The sequence below is a fragment of the Tabrizicola sp. genome (assembly GCF_030694085.1).
In the GTDB taxonomy this organism is placed as follows: Bacteria; Pseudomonadota; Alphaproteobacteria; order Rhodobacterales; family Rhodobacteraceae; genus Tabrizicola.
Map to the genome: position 1 here is coordinate 208,975 of NZ_JAUXZE010000056.1, position 14,416 is coordinate 223,390.

Annotated in this window: 17 protein-coding genes; 5 read left to right on the forward strand and 12 right to left on the reverse strand. The window is 66.0% G+C overall.

Translation table 11 applies throughout. From position 1 onward, the window contains the following. Positions 1 to 82: 82 nt before the first annotated feature. Positions 83 to 1,888: a phosphogluconate dehydratase gene (edd, locus tag Q8M85_RS14620; protein ID WP_305545907.1), complete on the reverse strand. Its 1,806-nt coding sequence runs from the start codon at positions 1,886 to 1,888 to the stop codon at positions 83 to 85. A 520-nt stretch (positions 1,889 to 2,408) separates the two neighbouring features. Between edd and Q8M85_RS14625 the strand changes: the two genes are divergently transcribed. Together Q8M85_RS14625 and Q8M85_RS14630 are read left to right on the forward strand one after the other, a co-directional pair. Then, positions 2,409 to 3,626: an RSP_2647 family RNA methyltransferase gene (locus Q8M85_RS14625; protein WP_305545909.1), complete on the forward strand. Its 1,218-nt coding sequence runs from the start codon at positions 2,409 to 2,411 to the stop codon at positions 3,624 to 3,626. Positions 3,627 to 3,633: 7 nt separating this feature from the next. Further along, positions 3,634 to 4,209, forward strand: coding sequence for an RSP_2648 family PIN domain-containing protein (locus Q8M85_RS14630; protein ID WP_305546052.1), 576 nt, complete (start codon positions 3,634 to 3,636; stop codon positions 4,207 to 4,209). A 57-nt stretch (positions 4,210 to 4,266) separates the two neighbouring features. Here Q8M85_RS14630 and Q8M85_RS14635 read toward each other — a convergent pair whose 3' ends face one another. The 7 genes from Q8M85_RS14635 to Q8M85_RS14665 form a co-directional block, all read right to left on the reverse strand. Beyond that, positions 4,267 to 4,953, reverse strand: a complete 687-nt coding sequence (locus tag Q8M85_RS14635) for a M48 family metallopeptidase (protein WP_305545911.1) — start codon at positions 4,951 to 4,953, stop codon at positions 4,267 to 4,269. Between the two features lie 30 nt (positions 4,954 to 4,983). Next, entirely contained in the window at positions 4,984 to 5,577 is a 594-nt protein-coding gene (locus Q8M85_RS14640) for a DedA family protein (RefSeq protein ID WP_305545913.1), read from the reverse strand. Further along, positions 5,574 to 5,927, reverse strand: a complete 354-nt coding sequence (locus Q8M85_RS14645) for a hypothetical protein (protein ID WP_305545915.1) — start codon at positions 5,925 to 5,927, stop codon at positions 5,574 to 5,576. The genes Q8M85_RS14640 and Q8M85_RS14645 overlap by 4 nt, the downstream gene beginning before the upstream one ends. Beyond that, positions 5,924 to 7,105 carry a VWA domain-containing protein gene (locus tag Q8M85_RS14650; RefSeq protein WP_305545917.1) on the reverse strand — a complete coding sequence of 394 codons (1,182 nt, stop codon included), beginning with the start codon at positions 7,103 to 7,105 and terminating at the stop codon, positions 5,924 to 5,926. The genes Q8M85_RS14645 and Q8M85_RS14650 overlap by 4 nt, the downstream gene beginning before the upstream one ends. A gap of 84 nt (positions 7,106 to 7,189) precedes the next feature. Continuing rightward, entirely contained in the window at positions 7,190 to 7,360 is a 171-nt protein-coding gene (locus Q8M85_RS14655) for a hypothetical protein (RefSeq protein ID WP_305545919.1), read from the reverse strand. A 32-nt stretch (positions 7,361 to 7,392) separates the two neighbouring features. Beyond that, positions 7,393 to 8,709, reverse strand: coding sequence for a DUF2927 domain-containing protein (locus Q8M85_RS14660; RefSeq protein WP_305545920.1), 1,317 nt, complete (start codon positions 8,707 to 8,709; stop codon positions 7,393 to 7,395). A 231-nt stretch (positions 8,710 to 8,940) separates the two neighbouring features. Then, positions 8,941 to 9,792: a MoxR family ATPase gene (locus tag Q8M85_RS14665; protein ID WP_305545922.1), complete on the reverse strand. Its 852-nt coding sequence runs from the start codon at positions 9,790 to 9,792 to the stop codon at positions 8,941 to 8,943. Between the two features lie 173 nt (positions 9,793 to 9,965). Between Q8M85_RS14665 and dksA the strand changes: the two genes are divergently transcribed. From dksA to Q8M85_RS14680, 3 genes are read left to right on the forward strand one after another with little or no spacing between them, the layout of a single operon-like run. After that, entirely contained in the window at positions 9,966 to 10,388 is a 423-nt protein-coding gene (gene dksA / locus Q8M85_RS14670) for an RNA polymerase-binding protein DksA (RefSeq protein ID WP_305546054.1), read from the forward strand. 18 nt (positions 10,389 to 10,406) lie between these two features. Then, positions 10,407 to 10,820 (forward strand): GFA family protein, encoded by a 414-nt coding sequence (locus tag Q8M85_RS14675; protein WP_305545923.1) that lies wholly within the window; start codon positions 10,407 to 10,409, stop codon positions 10,818 to 10,820. Next, the gene (locus Q8M85_RS14680; RefSeq protein ID WP_305545924.1) at positions 10,817 to 12,001 is read left to right on the forward strand and encodes an FAD-dependent oxidoreductase; all 1,185 of its coding nucleotides are present in this window, start codon (positions 10,817 to 10,819) and stop codon (positions 11,999 to 12,001) included. The genes Q8M85_RS14675 and Q8M85_RS14680 overlap by 4 nt, the downstream gene beginning before the upstream one ends. 162 nt (positions 12,002 to 12,163) lie before the next feature. Here the strand turns inward: Q8M85_RS14680 and Q8M85_RS14685 are convergent, their stop codons facing one another. The 4 genes from Q8M85_RS14685 to Q8M85_RS14700 all read right to left on the reverse strand — a co-directional run bounded on the left by Q8M85_RS14685 (position 12,164) and on the right by Q8M85_RS14700 (position 14,359). Continuing rightward, positions 12,164 to 12,319 (reverse strand): hypothetical protein, encoded by a 156-nt coding sequence (locus Q8M85_RS14685; RefSeq protein WP_305545926.1) that lies wholly within the window; start codon positions 12,317 to 12,319, stop codon positions 12,164 to 12,166. Positions 12,320 to 12,427: 108 nt separating this feature from the next. Next, complete coding sequence (gene xth / locus Q8M85_RS14690; RefSeq protein WP_305545927.1) at positions 12,428 to 13,207, reverse strand: exodeoxyribonuclease III; 780 nt, start codon at positions 13,205 to 13,207, stop codon at positions 12,428 to 12,430. A 46-nt stretch (positions 13,208 to 13,253) separates the two neighbouring features. Then, positions 13,254 to 13,970, reverse strand: a complete 717-nt coding sequence (locus tag Q8M85_RS14695) for a hypothetical protein (RefSeq protein WP_305545929.1) — start codon at positions 13,968 to 13,970, stop codon at positions 13,254 to 13,256. 62 nt (positions 13,971 to 14,032) lie between these two features. Further along, positions 14,033 to 14,359 carry an iron-sulfur cluster assembly accessory protein gene (locus Q8M85_RS14700; protein WP_305546056.1) on the reverse strand — a complete coding sequence of 109 codons (327 nt, stop codon included), beginning with the start codon at positions 14,357 to 14,359 and terminating at the stop codon, positions 14,033 to 14,035. Between the last annotated feature and the right edge of the window lie 57 nt (positions 14,360 to 14,416).

Sequence of the window (14,416 nt, forward strand, 5' to 3'; positions counted from 1 at the left end):
TGGACACCCTACCCGCCGATTCCTTTCATCTTTGCTAAAATATCCCCGCCGGAGGCAGCGACAGTGAAACCGGGCGCGCCCGTTACAGAACCAATGCAGCGCCAGTATCGGCAGAGCCCGCGTGGCGGCGGAACGCGGCGAAGAGTTCGCGACCGATGCCGAATTCGTTGGCGGAGAGGTCCACCATCATCGGAGTACGGGCATCGAAGTCGGCGGCAAGGACGGTCAGCGTTCCCGCCACTGCGTCGAGCCGCACGATGTCGCCATCTTGCAGCTTCGCCAGCGGCCCGCCCGCTGCGGCTTCGGGGGCGACATGGATCGCCGCCGGGACCTTGCCAGAGGCTCCCGACATCCGTCCATCCGTCACCAGAGCTACACGTAGCCCGCGATCCTGCAGCACCGACAGCGTCGGCGTCAGCGAATGAAGTTCGGGCATGCCGTTCGCCTGCGGCCCCTGGAAGCGGACCACAACGACCGTATCGCCGGTGAATTCCCCGGCCTTGAACGCGGCCTTTACCGCGTCCTGGCTGTGAAACACCCGCGCCGGGGCCTCGATCACATGCCGCTCTGGTGCCACGGCTGAAACCTTGATCACCCCGCGCCCAAGGTTGCCGGTCAATTGCTTCAGCCCACCCTGTGGCGCGAAGGGATTGGCCGCCGGGCGCACCACCTTTTCGTTCAGGCTTGTCTTCGGTCCGTCGCGCCAGCCAAGGCGGCCATCACAGAGCACAGGCTCTTGCCGATAGGCGCCCAGTCCTTCACCGGCCACGGTCTTTGCATCGGGATGCAGCAAGCCCGCGTCGAGAAGCTCGCCGATCAGGAACTGGAGGCCACCGGCGGCGTGGAAATGGTTCACGTCTGCCAGACCGTTCGGGTAGACCTTTGCCATCAGCGGCACGGCCTCCGAGAGGTCGGCGAAATCCTGCAGGTCCAGGATGACCCCCGACGCCCGCGCCATCGCCGGCAGATGCAGCACCAGGTTCGTCGAGCCGCCCGTCGCCATCAGCCCGACGATGCCGTTCACATAGGCCCGTTCGTCCAGGATCTCGCCCGCCGGGCGGAAATCGTTCCCCAGCGCCGTGATCGCCGCCGCCCGCTCGACCGCCGCCGTGGTCAGCGCGTCCCGCAAGGGGGTGCCGGGGTTCACGAAACTGGCGCCGGGCAGGTGGAGGCCCATGACCTCCATCAGCATCTGGTTGGTGTTCGCCGTACCGTAGAAGGTGCAGGTCCCCGGCCCGTGATAGCTGGCCATCTCGGCGGCCATCAGCTCTTCGCGGCTGGCCTTGCCCTCGGCATAGGCGTTCCTGACCCGCGATTTCTCGTCATTGGCGATGCCCGAGGTCATCGGGCCGGCCGGGACGAAGACCGCAGGGATATGGCCGAAGGTTGCGGCCGCCATGATCAGGCCCGGCACGATCTTGTCGCAGACGCCCAGGTACAGCGCCGCGTCAAAGCAGTTGTGGCTCATCGCCACCCCCGCCGCCAGTGCGATCACGTCACGCGAAAAGAGCGACAGTTCCATCCCTGGCTGGCCCTGCGTGACGCCGTCGCACATCGCCGGGACCCCGCCTGCCACTTGCACCGTCGCCCCCACCTTGGTGGCCGCCGCCCGGATCAGGTCGGGGTAACGCTCGAAAGGCTGGTGCGCCGACAGCATGTCGTTGTAGGCCGTCACGACGCCGATATTCGGCACCTTGGCCGCGGCCAGTGCATCTTTTGCCGGACCCATCGCCGCATAGGCATGGGCCTGATTGCCGCAGCTGAGGTGCGCACGCACCGGACCGTTCGACACGGCCTGCGCCATCCGCTCAAGATAGGTCCCACGGCTGGTTTCCGAGCGGGCGCGGATGCGGTCGGTGACGGAGGCGATCTTGGGATGCAGTGTCATTGTAAGGTCCTGCGGAGTTCGGGTCTCCAGGGATATACCATCACCTGTTAGCGCTAACAACCGACATTTGCCGCTCTCTTGTCGCAATCTTCCCGATGGTCGCTGGGGGTGATCGTCGAAGCTGACAGACGCGCACTGGAAAGCTTGGATGGTGGCCACATCTTACCGCTCCCGGTCGAAAAGCCAACACCGCGATCACTGCCGCCCCGGGGCGCGGCGAAGGCGCCTGCCGGATCGCAGTCCGGCAGCGACAGTTCGGGCGTCACCCAGGCACCCGACCGCGCAGCCGTCCGGCTGCTTCTGCGTCGGTCGCCCTGCGAGCGGACCCTTCATCCGCAAAGTTCTGGACCGGCTCACTTGAACCGGAGAAGCGTCCACTTCAGTCCGGCTGCTGTCGCAGCCTGTGTGGCCTGCGTGGTCGCTTCGGCGGTTGCTCTCACGCGAGGCTTCAAGCAACCTTCCGGGCGCCAAAGAAAGCAGCTATGCGGGCGCAAGCAGCGTCCGTCCGAAGGGGAGAACCATGTCGGAAGATGAAGGTCAGGGTCGGGCGTATCCGATCGTGCGGCTGAAGCCCAAGGCCGAGGCGCGGGCGATCCGGCACGGCTTTCCCTGGGTCTATGCCGACGAGTTGGTGACTGACCGGCGGACGCAGGGCCTGGAGCCGGGCGCGCTGGCGGTGCTCGAAGATAGCGAACGGCGGCCCCTGGGGCTTGTTACCGTCAACGTGAAGTCGAAGATCATCGCCCGGATGCTGGACCGCGACTGCGAGGCGGTGCTTGACCGGGCCTGGTTCGAAGCCCGCTTGTCGCGGGCGCTGGCGCACCGGGCGCGGCTTTACCCTGACCCCTACTACCGCCTTGTCCATGCCGAATCTGACGGGTTGCCAGGCGTGGTCATCGACCGCTTCGGCGATGTTGCCGTGGTCCAGCCCAACGCGGCCTGGGCCGAGGGCCACCTCTCCGACCTTGTTGCTGCCCTGGTATCCCTGACGGGCGTTGCCACGGTCATCAAGAACGGGTCGGGAAGGTCGCGCGGGCTGGAGGGTCTTGCCGAAGAGGTCGTGGTGATCCACGGCCACGCGCCCAACGGCCCGATCCCGGTCCCGATGAACGGGGCGACCTACATGGCCGACCTGATGGGGGGGCAGAAAACCGGCCTCTTTTTCGACCAACGCGACAACCATGCCTTCGCTGCGCGACTTGCCCAAGGGGCTTCGGTGCTGGATGTCTTCTCTCATGTCGGTGGGTTTGCGCTTGCCGCCCTGGCCGGAGGGGCGGCACGTGCGCTTGCCGTCGACGCCTCGGCGGCAGCACTTGGATTGGCGGGGCAGGGGGCAACAGCATCAGGGTTCGACAGCCGCTTCGCAACGCGGCAGGGGGACGCCTTCGACGTGCTTGAGGCCTTGGGCACAGAAGGCCTGCGCTTCGATCTGGTGATCTGCGACCCGCCGGCCTTTGCGCCCGCGAAGCCGGCGCTGGAGGCGGGTCTGCGCGCCTATGAACGGATCGCCCGGCTGGCAGCGCCACTGGTGGCGCCGGGCGGCTATCTCGTCCTTTGTTCCTGCAGCCATGCAGCCGACCTGCACGCCTTCCGCAACGCCTCCGCGCGTGGTGTCGGTCGTGGCGGGCGGCGCGGGCAGATCATCCATACCGGCTTTGCCGGCCCCGATCACCCGGTCCTGCCGCAACTCGCCGAGTCGTCCTACCTCAAGGCGCTGACCTTCCGGCTGGATGGGTAAGGTGGGCATTGCTGCCCACCCTACGCCTGCGCGGGGCGCGCCAAAGGCCGTCCTCGACGCTTGCGTCCTGTACCCGACGATCCTGCGCGAGATCCTGCAGGGCGCTGCCGAAGCCGGGCTCTACCAGCCCGTCTTCTCTGACCGCATCCTGCGCGAATGGGTGCTGGCCACTGCAAAGCTTGGTCCCACCGCGCCGGTTGTTGCGGAAGGCGAGGCTGCCGCTCTGCGCGCATCCTTTCCCCGTGCCCTTGTCCGGCCACATCCCGAGGTCGAAGCGCGCCTGATCCTCCCGGACCCGAATGACCGCCACGTCCTGGCCACCGCCATTGTCAGCGCGGCCGATGTCATCGTCACCTTCAACGCCCAGGATTTCCCCGGCCACATCCTTGCCGCCGAGGGCGTCACCCGCCGCGATCCCGACGGCTTTCTGTGGGAGCTGCAGTCGCGCCACCCCGACGTCATGGCCCGGATCGTGGAGACCGTGCGCGCGAAGGCCGAAGCGATTTCAGGCCAGCCGCAGCCCCTGAAGCCGATCCTGAAACGCGCGCGGCTCTATCGTCTGGGAAAGGCGCTGGGAGTCTAGGACCCAAATTCCTTTAGCAAGGAATTTGTCAAATTTCTTCCTCAAGAAATTTGCCCCTCACCCGACCCAGCGCGCCTCGTTGGCCTCGATCGCCGCGATCCGCTCCCGGGTCTTCGGATGGCTCATCAGCCAGGCCGGGATGCCTTGGCCCCGGTTCTGCGTCAGCGCCTCCAGCTTGCGGAACAGCGACTTCTGCGGCCCGGTCCCGATCCCGGCCTTGATCAGCAAGGCGCTGGCGTAAGCATCCGCCTCGAACTCATCGCGGCGTGACAGCCGCGCCATCAGGGCCGTGGAGATCAGGTTCGCAATCCAGATCCCGATGATCGGCAGGAAGCGGTTGAGCAGCGCCGACAGCATCACGAAGACCGCGTTCTGCCCCGTAAAGTCGATCATCCGCCGCCGCATGTGCCCCATCGCCACATGGCCCAACTCATGCGCGATGACCGAGGCAAGTTCTTCATCCGTGACCTCGCCCGTCGCCCTCCGGTCGAGGAAGCCGCGCGTCAGGTAGATGCGTCCGTCGGGCGAGGCAAGACCATTCACCGGCTCGACCTCGAACACCCGCACCTCGATCTCGGGCACGCCCAACGCCTCGGCCATCCGGTCGGCCAGCCGTGCCAGCTGTGGGTCGCGCAGCGGCACCGACTGTTCGTCCAGCATCTTTCGCGTGCGCCAGACCGAGACCTGCATCATCAAGACGGCATAGGCGACGGCCACCAACAGGGAGAGAACAAGAGCGCTCATGCTGCAGATATATGCCTGGTCCGGCCCGCTTCAAACCCCATCCCGCGCACCCCCGAACAGCCAGTAGCCCAACGCGACCACGGCCCCAAGTCCCCCGACCATCCCCAGGACCGAACCCAGCATGTCGCTCGCCGCCTGGATGTTCCCGGCAAAGCCGTAGCCCGTGCCGACATACAGCCCGGCCCAGACCGCTTCGCCCGCGACCCCGGCCGATGTGAAACGAACCCAGCCATAGCCCGTGCTGCCGGCCAGCAGGTTCACCCAAGGCCCCAGCGGGCTGACCAGCCAGCGCGAGAAGAACACCGCCAGCACTCCGCGCCGGTCCATCAGCCCATCCGCCCGCGCCAGAAGCCGGTCCCGTCCGGGATCACGCCGAAGCCGGTCCAGAAACGACATCCCCAGACCCCGCCCGGCCCAGTAGCCCAACTGATCCCCTGCCACCGCTCCCGTCACCGCGGCCAGAAAGGCCTGCCACAGGTCCAGGTCACCAGCCGCCGCGAACCCGCCCGCGGTCAGCATCAGGATCGACGCCGGGAAGGGCAGGGCCAGGCAGGACAGGAACGTCGTCGCCGCCAGCAGCCAAAGCCCGTACTGCGGCACCAGGGCCAGAAGCCAGTCGGTCATTCCGACGCCTCACCAGCCCGCAATTCCAGCAAAGCCGCTTCGACATCCGCGATGACCTCGGCCACTGGAACCCCGCGATCCCGGGCGATCTCGGCCAGGGGTTGCGGGCGGCCCTTCACCTCTGGCTGGGGCAGTCCCGCCGCCGCGTCCAGCGCGCGCGGGTCCAGCCCCCAGGATCGCGCGACATAGCCCACCGTCATCCAGGGCTCGACCGGCATTTCGCGGTGCGTGGCCCAGTAGGCCGTGAAGAAGACCAGCCGCCCGGCGAAGAACAGCGTGACCGCGCAAGACAGCACGAAGGCCGAGGTCAGCCAGGGTCGTGCCTTCCATGCCGTGAAAAGTCTTTTCATCTTAGATCCCGCACCCCCCGCGCCAACCCGTCCAATGTCATCGGCACCATGCGGTCCTCGAATATCTCGCGGATCAGGGCGGTCGAGCGGGCATGGCCCCAGGCCCGCTCCTCGACCGGGTTGATCCAGACATGATGCGGCCATTGCGACCGCAACCGTCGCAGCCAGACCTCGCCGGCCTCGGGGTTCCAATGTTCGTTGGCTCCGCCTGGATGGGTGACCTCGTAGGTCGACATCGCCGCATCACCGACCATGATCAGTCGCCAGTCCGGCCCATAGGTGCGGATCACCTCCCAGGTCGGCGTCTGGTGATCCCAGCGCCGCCGGTTGTCGCGCCAGAGACCTTCGTAGACACAGTTGTGGAAATAGAAGACTTCCAGATGACGGAACTCGGCCTTAGCGGCGGTGAAAAGCTCTTCCATCACGCTGACATGCGGATCCATCGACCCGCCGATGTCCAGCAGCAGCAGCACTTTGACCGCATTGCGCCGCTCGGGTCGGGTCTGCACGTCCAGCCAGCCCTGCGCCGCTGTGGCCCGGATCGTGCCGTCCAGGTCCAGTTCTTCCGCCGCGCCCTCGCGCGCCCAGCGGCGCAAGCGTCGCAGCGCAAGCTTCATCGTGCGCGTGCCGATTTCCGCATCGCCGTCCAGGTTGCGAAACTCGCGCCGGTCCCAGACCTTGACCGCGCGCTGGTGGCGGCTTTGATCCTGGCCGATCCGCACGCCCTCGGGATTATAGCCATAGGCCCCGAACGGAGAGGTCCCGGCCGTCCCGATCCATTTCGACCCGCCCTGGTGCCGCCCCTTCTGTTCTGCCAGGCGCTGCCGCAGTGTCTCCATCAGCTTGTCAAAGCCGCCAAGAGCCTGGATTGCAGCACGTTCCTCGGCCGAAAGGTGCCGTTCGGCCAGCTTCTCCAGCCAGTCGCGCGGCAGGTTCAGGGCGTCCAGCACCTGATCCACCGTCACGCCGTCCAGACCCGAGAAGGCCCGAGCGAAGGCCCGGTCGAAGCGGTCGATGTGGCGTTCGTCCTTGACCAGCGTCAGTCGGGCAAGGTTATAGAATCCCTCGGGGTCGTAAATCACGAGGTCTGCCGCCATCGCTTCCAGAAAGCTCAGGAATTCGCGCAGGGAAACCGGCACCCCTTCTTCCCGCAGCGTCTGGAAGAACGGCAGGAACACGCTAACCGCCTATTTTCTCGAACAATTCGGACCGGAGCCTTCGAAGGCTCCGCAGCGGAACTATCGAATATTCCGCGTCCGGCATCAGACCCTCAACATCCGGTCAAGGCCGATGGTGACGAAAAGGCCAAGAATCGCGAAGATCAAACCGTGGACAAAGGCATATTGCAGCATGTCCGCAACCTTGCCGCCCCGTGCCTTGGCCCGGTAGCCCCCGGCGAGTGCGCCCAACAGAAATCCGCCGATCACGAACATGCCGCCCCATTTCCGGGACGCAGGCACGTCCCTCAGCCGTTGTCTGCGCGGTCCGCCACGGCAGCGATATCGCGCATCCGGGCCTGGACCACCTTGTCAGGGCCGAAGCCATAGCGTGCGGGACCCGCGCTGTCCATGCGCAGCGCCGCCGCAGCCCCAGGGTTGCCCAAAGCCTCCAGCGCCTCGGCCTTGATCAAGAGCAGCGTCGCCTGAAGCGCCGCGTTCTGGTGCCGCTCGACCACCGGGATCGCCCTGTCGGTCAGTCGGACGGCTTCCTCGGCCAGCCCTCCGGCCAGGGCCATCGCGGCCATCTGCATGTCGATATGGGCCAGGTGCAGATCGCCCCCCGGCAGACCGGCATAGACCGCACCCGCCCGGTCGAAAGCCTCAAGTGCGCGGGTGGGGTTGCTGCCCGCCATCAGGCGCCCGACGGCAAAATAACTGAAGCCCAACCGGCTGTCGCGCCACCCCGAGGCCAGCGCGATGTCCAGCGCCTGTTCCGCTGCGGCCCGCCGCGCCGCGACCGAACCGTTGCGCCCCAGCGAGGTCTCGATCGCGCGCGTCCAATCGACCGGATTGCCGGCGCGGGCGCCCGGTCCGGCCCCCAGGCGCGCGGCCACCTCGTCGCGGCTCATCCCGCTGGACAGGGCAGGGGAATAGGTCAGCCGCAGAATTTCCATGTCGAAGCCGGTCAGTACCGAATGGAAGTTGTCGTCGTTGAAGACGCTGTCGGCCAGCCGGTAAAGGTCGTTCAGCGGGCCAAGCGCCTGGGCCAGTTCTTCATGCAGGCAGTCACGGATTTCCTGCGGACTGGTGTCGGAGGGGATGAAGATCGCGGCGCGCTCCCGCCGGGTGACAAGTGCCCAGTCCACCACGTCCTGCCCCCGCTTGCGGCGATAATCGGCCAGCGAACCCACATTCGGCACGACGAAACAGGCAGCTGTCGGCGCCAGGCGGCGCAGTTCGGCGCGCGTGGCGAATTCCACCGTGATCGTGGCCGCACCCGATGCCTGACGGATGTCGATCCCCGCTTCCGTCTGCAACCGCCCGATCAGCACACCGAGGTCACGGGGCGCGCTTGCCGGGACGTCACCCGCCATCGCCACGGTCACGGGCCCCTCGAACCGGCTGAACACCTCAAGCCCGCGCCCGCTTTCCATCGCGAATGTCAGGTCCATGAAATCCCGCACCAGCGATCCCCCCGCCACCGGCGCCGCCGCAAGTCGCAGCGCACCGGGCGCGCCGAAGCCCACGCCCACCTCGACCGGAGGGCGGTTCTTCGACACTTGCGCCGGAGGGGCACAGGCCGAAATCACGCAAAGCGCAACGATCATCATGGGCAGGCGCATCAAAGGGTCCGTCAGGCAACCGACCCCGGACAGCAGGGGTGGCCGAAGTGTCCGGGTGATGACCCCATTGAGTCAATTCGCGAAAAAGCACGAATTTTCCAGCCACTACCCCTCGCGGTTGAAGTTGGACAGAGGCGCAGGATGTGTCCTGATCGATCACGGATTGTTACAATTCCGACGGTCCCTCAGCGCGCCAAAGGACGGGCCAAGACCCGATTCGCCGCCGTGGCGCTATCGCTGGCCCCGCGCCATGAAGGCCAGCCGCTCGAACAGCTGCACATCCTGCTCGTTCTTCAGCAGCGCCCCATGCAGCTTCGGCAGCGCCGACTTGGCATCCCGACGCAGATCCTCCGGCGCCAGATCCTCGGCCAGCAACAGCCGCAGCCAGTCCAGCACCTCGGACGTCGAGGGCTTCTTCTTCAGCCCCGGCACGTCCCTGATCTCATAGAACTGGGTCAGCGCCGCCGTCAGCATCCGGTCCTTGATGTCGGGAAAATGCACCCGCACGATCGCCGCCAGCACCTCGGCGTCGGGAAACCGGATGTAATGGAAGAAGCAGCGCCGCAGGAAGGCATCCGGCAGCTCCTTCTCGTTGTTCGACGTGATGATGACCACCGGTCGGTGCCGCGCCACGACCATTTCCCCCGTCTCGTAGACGTGGAACTCCATCCGGTCCAGTTCCTGCAACAGGTCGTTGGGAAACTCGATGTCCGCCTTGTCGATCTCGTCGATCAGCAGCACCACCCGGCCCTCGGCCTCGAACGCCTGCCAGAGCTTGCCCTTGCGGATATAGTTGCGCACGTCATGCACCCGCTCGCCCCCAAGTCCGGGACCCAGTTGGCTGTCGCGCAACCGGCTGACCGCGTCGTATTCATACAGGCCCTGCTGCGCCTTCGTCGTCGACTTCACGTGCCACTCGATCAACGGCAAGCCAAGCGAGTGCGCCACCTGCCGCGCCAGTTCGGTCTTGCCGGTCCCCGGCTCGCCCTTGACCAGCAGCGGGCGCTGCAACGTGACCGCAGCATTCACCGCCAGAGCCAGATCGTCGGACGCGACGTAAGCGGGTGTCGTGGTGAATTTCATGGGGATTACAACATCCTGACGGGCGCAGTTTCACAAACCCTACCTGTGCCCAGAAAATGTCGCAACCGGTAGTGACAATCCTTGGCGCTTGCGATACATGCCCGCCCAACAGGAGCGCGTCGATGACAGAAGCCCACCTGTCGGAGGCATCCGGCGCCAAGGAGAGTGTTTCGATGAAGGCCGAGGTTTTCCTCCCCGATGATTATCGTCCCGCCGAGGACGAGCCGTTCATGAACGACCGGCAGCTGGAGTACTTCCGCCGGAAGCTCTTGATCTGGAAGCAGGAACTTCTTGACCAGTCGGCCGAGACCATCGACAGCCTGCAAGACAGCGCCCGCAATGTGCCCGACATCGCAGACCGTGCGTCGGAAGAAACCGACCGGGCCCTGGAACTGCGCACCCGCGACCGCCAACGCAAGCTGGTAGCCAAGATCGACGCCGCGCTGCGCCGGATCGACAATGGCGAATTCGGCTACTGCGAAGTGACCGGCGAGCCGATCAGCCTCAAGCGTCTTGACGCGCGGCCCATCGCGACAATGACGCTGGAAGCGCAGGAAAAGCATGAACGCCGCGAAAAGGTTCATCGCGACGACTAAGCAGGAAGGGGGCCGGCGATGTCCAGCCCATCCGCCAGACGGCTGACCGGGGGCTGCTATTGCGGCGCGGTCGGCTACACGGTTGCCGACAGCTTCGATTACGCGCTGAACTGCCACTGTGGCAACTGCCGCCGGACAACGGGGGCGGCATGCAAGCCTTTCGCCGGTATCCCGCGCGACCGTCTGGCCCTGACGCAGGGCGCTGACCGGCTTTTGGTCAATGGCGACGACCGGACCAACAACACGCATTGCGCCACCTGCGGCTCGCTTCTCTATTCCGTGGTCCGGGACGGCGAATGGGTCCATGTTACGATGGGCACCCTGATCGACGTGCCCAGCATCCGGCCCTCGGCGCATATCTTTGTCGGGTCCAAGGCGTCATGGCACGACATCACCGATGACCTGCCGCAATATCAGGAGTTCCCCGAATGACCCTGATCGGGCAGCCAGTCACCATTATCGGCGCAGGCGTGGCCGGCCTTGCTGCCGCGCGGGCGCTTGCCATGCGGGGGGCGAAGGTCACCGTCCTGGAACAGGCCGACGCGATCCGCGAGGTTGGGGCGGGTCTGCAGATCTCTCCCAATGGGGCCTGCGTGCTGCGCGCTTTGGGACTGCAATCCGCGCTTGATGCCGCCTCGATGCGGGCCGAGGCGGTTCATCTGATCGACGGCCCTGACGGAGAGCTGGTCACCCGCCTTGATCTTGCCCGGCTGCGCCCCGACAAAGGCTACCATTTCCTGCACCGCGCCGACCTTATCGACCTGCTCCTCAGGGGCGCGACCGAGGCGGGCGTCACCCTCCGCCTTTTGTCGCGCATCGCTTCGGTCGACCTGTCCGGCCCGCACCCGGCCGTGGTGCTGGAGACAGAAGAGCGGATCGAAATGCCGCTTCTTGTCGGTGCCGACGGACTGCACTCGAAAACCCGCGCGGCTCTGAACGGGGCCGAGCAGCCCTTCTTTACCCACCAGGTTGCCTGGCGGTCCGTGATCCCCTGCGAACCCGGCGCGGCGCCGATTGCCGAAGTCCACATGGGCCCCGGCCGTCATCTCGTCAGCTACCCCTTGCGTGGCGGCACCTTGCGCAACATCGTCGCCGTAGAGGAACGTGCGAAATGGGCCGAGGAAAGCTGGACGCTTCGCGATGACAGCATGGACCTGCGGCTGGCCTTCGCAGGCTTCTCGCCGCGGGTGCGTGGCTGGCTTGACCGCGTCGAAGACCCCTGGCTCTGGGGCCTTTTCCGACACACGGTCGCGCCGACCTGGGTAAGACCAATGGGGCAGGGCGGCGTGGCTCTTCTTGGCGACGCGGCCCACCCGACGCTTCCGTTCCTCGCACAAGGCGCGTCGATGGGCCTGGAAGACGCCTGGGTCCTTGCCCATGCGCTTGCCACCCACGAAAGTCCGGCCGTCGCGCTTGCCGCCTACCAGACGCTCCGCAAACCGCGCACTGCCCGCATCGTGGCCGCCGCAAGCGCCAATGCGCGGGGCTACCACCTTTCGGGCTTGCCCAGGATGATCGGCCACACCGGGCTGCGCCTGCTGGGACGCCTCTCACCCGGCGCAATGCTCAGCCGCTTCGACTGGCTCTACGGGCACGACGTCACGCAGGGGTAGACCTGCCTGGCGGACACAGGCGCGGCCGGGATCAATCCAGGCCGAAGATCTGGTAGTCCCGCTTGATCCCTGCCGTCGCCGCTGCACAGGCCGAACCGTGTGTCCGGCCTTGATGATGGGCAAATGCGGCTTTGGTCCGAAAATGCTCTGATACCAACCAGATCAGCGGATCCGGCGAGGGTCGACCGCGAAGGACAGGCAACCCGGCTCTGCCCTGGTCAGCCGAACGTGCTCGGGAAGATGCGTCCGCAGGGTCTCCACGTCCTCCTGGAAGGCGCAGACAAGATGCCCCGTCAACCGAACTTCCCCGTCGCGCATCCTCATTCCTTTAAGGGATTCCGCAGGTGACACTCCCTTCCAGAGAGTTAACGCCCACGGGTAAGGCTTTGATTTAGCATCCAACTGCACGATGCCCAGCGTGGACACCTAGGCGGCGATTGCGACCCAGACCGGGACGTGGTCGCTTGGCTTGTCCCCGCCCCTGACCGCCTTGTCGATGCCCGCCGACTCCAGCCGGTCCGCCGCCTGGGGACTGCACATCACATGGTCGATCCGTATCCCGTTGTTCCGCTCCCACGCCCCGGCCTGATAATCCCAGAACGTGTAGACCCCAGGGGAGGTGTCCCGCACCCGCACCGCATCCGTGAGCCCCAGGTTCGCCAGCCGCCGGAACGCCGCCCGGCTTTCGGGCAGGAACAGCGCATCGTTGACCCAGACCTCCGGCTTCGCCGCATCCACTGGCTGCGGGATGACGTTGTAGTCGCCGAGGCAGATGAACGGTTCCTCCGCGGCCAGCAGCTCCCGCACCCGCACCTCCATCCGCGCCATCCAGGCCAGCTTGTAATCATACTTCGGTCCCGGAGCCGGGTTCCCGTTCGGCAGGTACAGCCCGCAGACCCTGACCGGCCGCCCCGCATCCACCACCGCCTCGATCCAGCGCGCCTGTTCGTCCTCCGGGTCCCCTGGCAAGCCCCGCCGCACATCGCTCAACGGCAGCTTCGACAGGATCGCCACCCCGTTGAACCCCTTCTGGCCATGCGTCTCGACCCGGTAGCCCATCGCCTCGATTTCGGCGCGGGGAAAGCCCTCGTCCACCGACTTGATCTCCTGCAAGCAGACGACGTCCGGCGCCGCCTGCTCCAGCCAGGCCTTCAAGGCCTCGATCCGCGCCTTGATCCCGTTGATGTTGAACGTCGCCAGCTTCATGCTCAGGTCCTCCGTCCCCCGACCCTAGGACGACCGACGCACAGGCTCAACCCGTCTGGCGCATCGGCAGCTTTGCCGCCGCCAGCCACATCGCATCCAGCCGGTCCAGAGCCGCGACATCGAACCGCCCCGGCTCCTCCCAGTAACGGCCCGAGGGCACGAGATACCCAAGCTCCGCCTCAAGCCGCAGCGCCGCCTCGACCGCCGCCCGGTTCCCCACGAAGGGCACCGCACCCGCAACCTCGCTTTGCTTTTGCCTTGGAAAGACCAGCCGCGACGGCCCGGTGGACAGGTTCACCATCGCGCAACCCTGGCGCGCTGCAAGCAGCATAAGACGCGCCGACTTCGCCTCAAGGCAGCGCAAGGTCACATCCGGGCGCAAGGGATCAGGAGTGCCGGTCCCGTAGAAATGGGTTGGACCCGCTTTGGGATAGTGCATGTCGCAGCCATAGGCCGCAATCACACTGGGTTTCAGCGCGCACAGCGCCCAATAAGCCGCCGTAAATGCCATTGTTGCGCCAGCGTAAACAAATCCCCCGTAATCATTTTGCGCCGAAACAAAGTCCGCCTCGGTCACAACCCGTTGGCCCGGACCGGCAACCGCTTGTCGCTCGGCAGGAAAATCATAGGGATGGATCGCCAAGTCCCAATCCGGCCGGACCCGCCAGGCATTGTTGATCGCCAGCACCAGATCGAACGGCTCGCGCGGCCAGTTTGCCGCCTCCGCCGCCATCGGAGCCGAGCCCAGCATCAGAACCCGCATGGATTGTCCCTCAATCATCCGTTGCCCCGCAAGCTAGTCCGCCCGGGCAGCGCGGCGAGGGGTCACATCGAAAAACTGGTGCCGCAGCCGCAGCTTGTCTTTGCGTTCGGGTTCTCGACGACAAAGCGCGCACCGATCAGCTCGTCGGTGAAATCGATCACGGCGTTCGACAGGAAGGGCAGGCTGACCTGATCGACCACAACCCGCTGGCCGTCCTTCTCCAGCACCAGATCATCTGCTGCCGGCGCATCCAGCGTGATCGAATACTGAAAGCCCGAGCAGCCGCCGCCATCCACGGCGACACGCAGCGGCTTCACCTCGCCCATAGCTTCGGCGATTTCGGCCAGCCTTGCAAAGGCCCGGTCCGTGACTTTCGGCGGCAGCGTCAGTTCCATGACTGTTCCCGTATCCTTCGGCGTCCCGGACAAATATATGGACTCGGACCG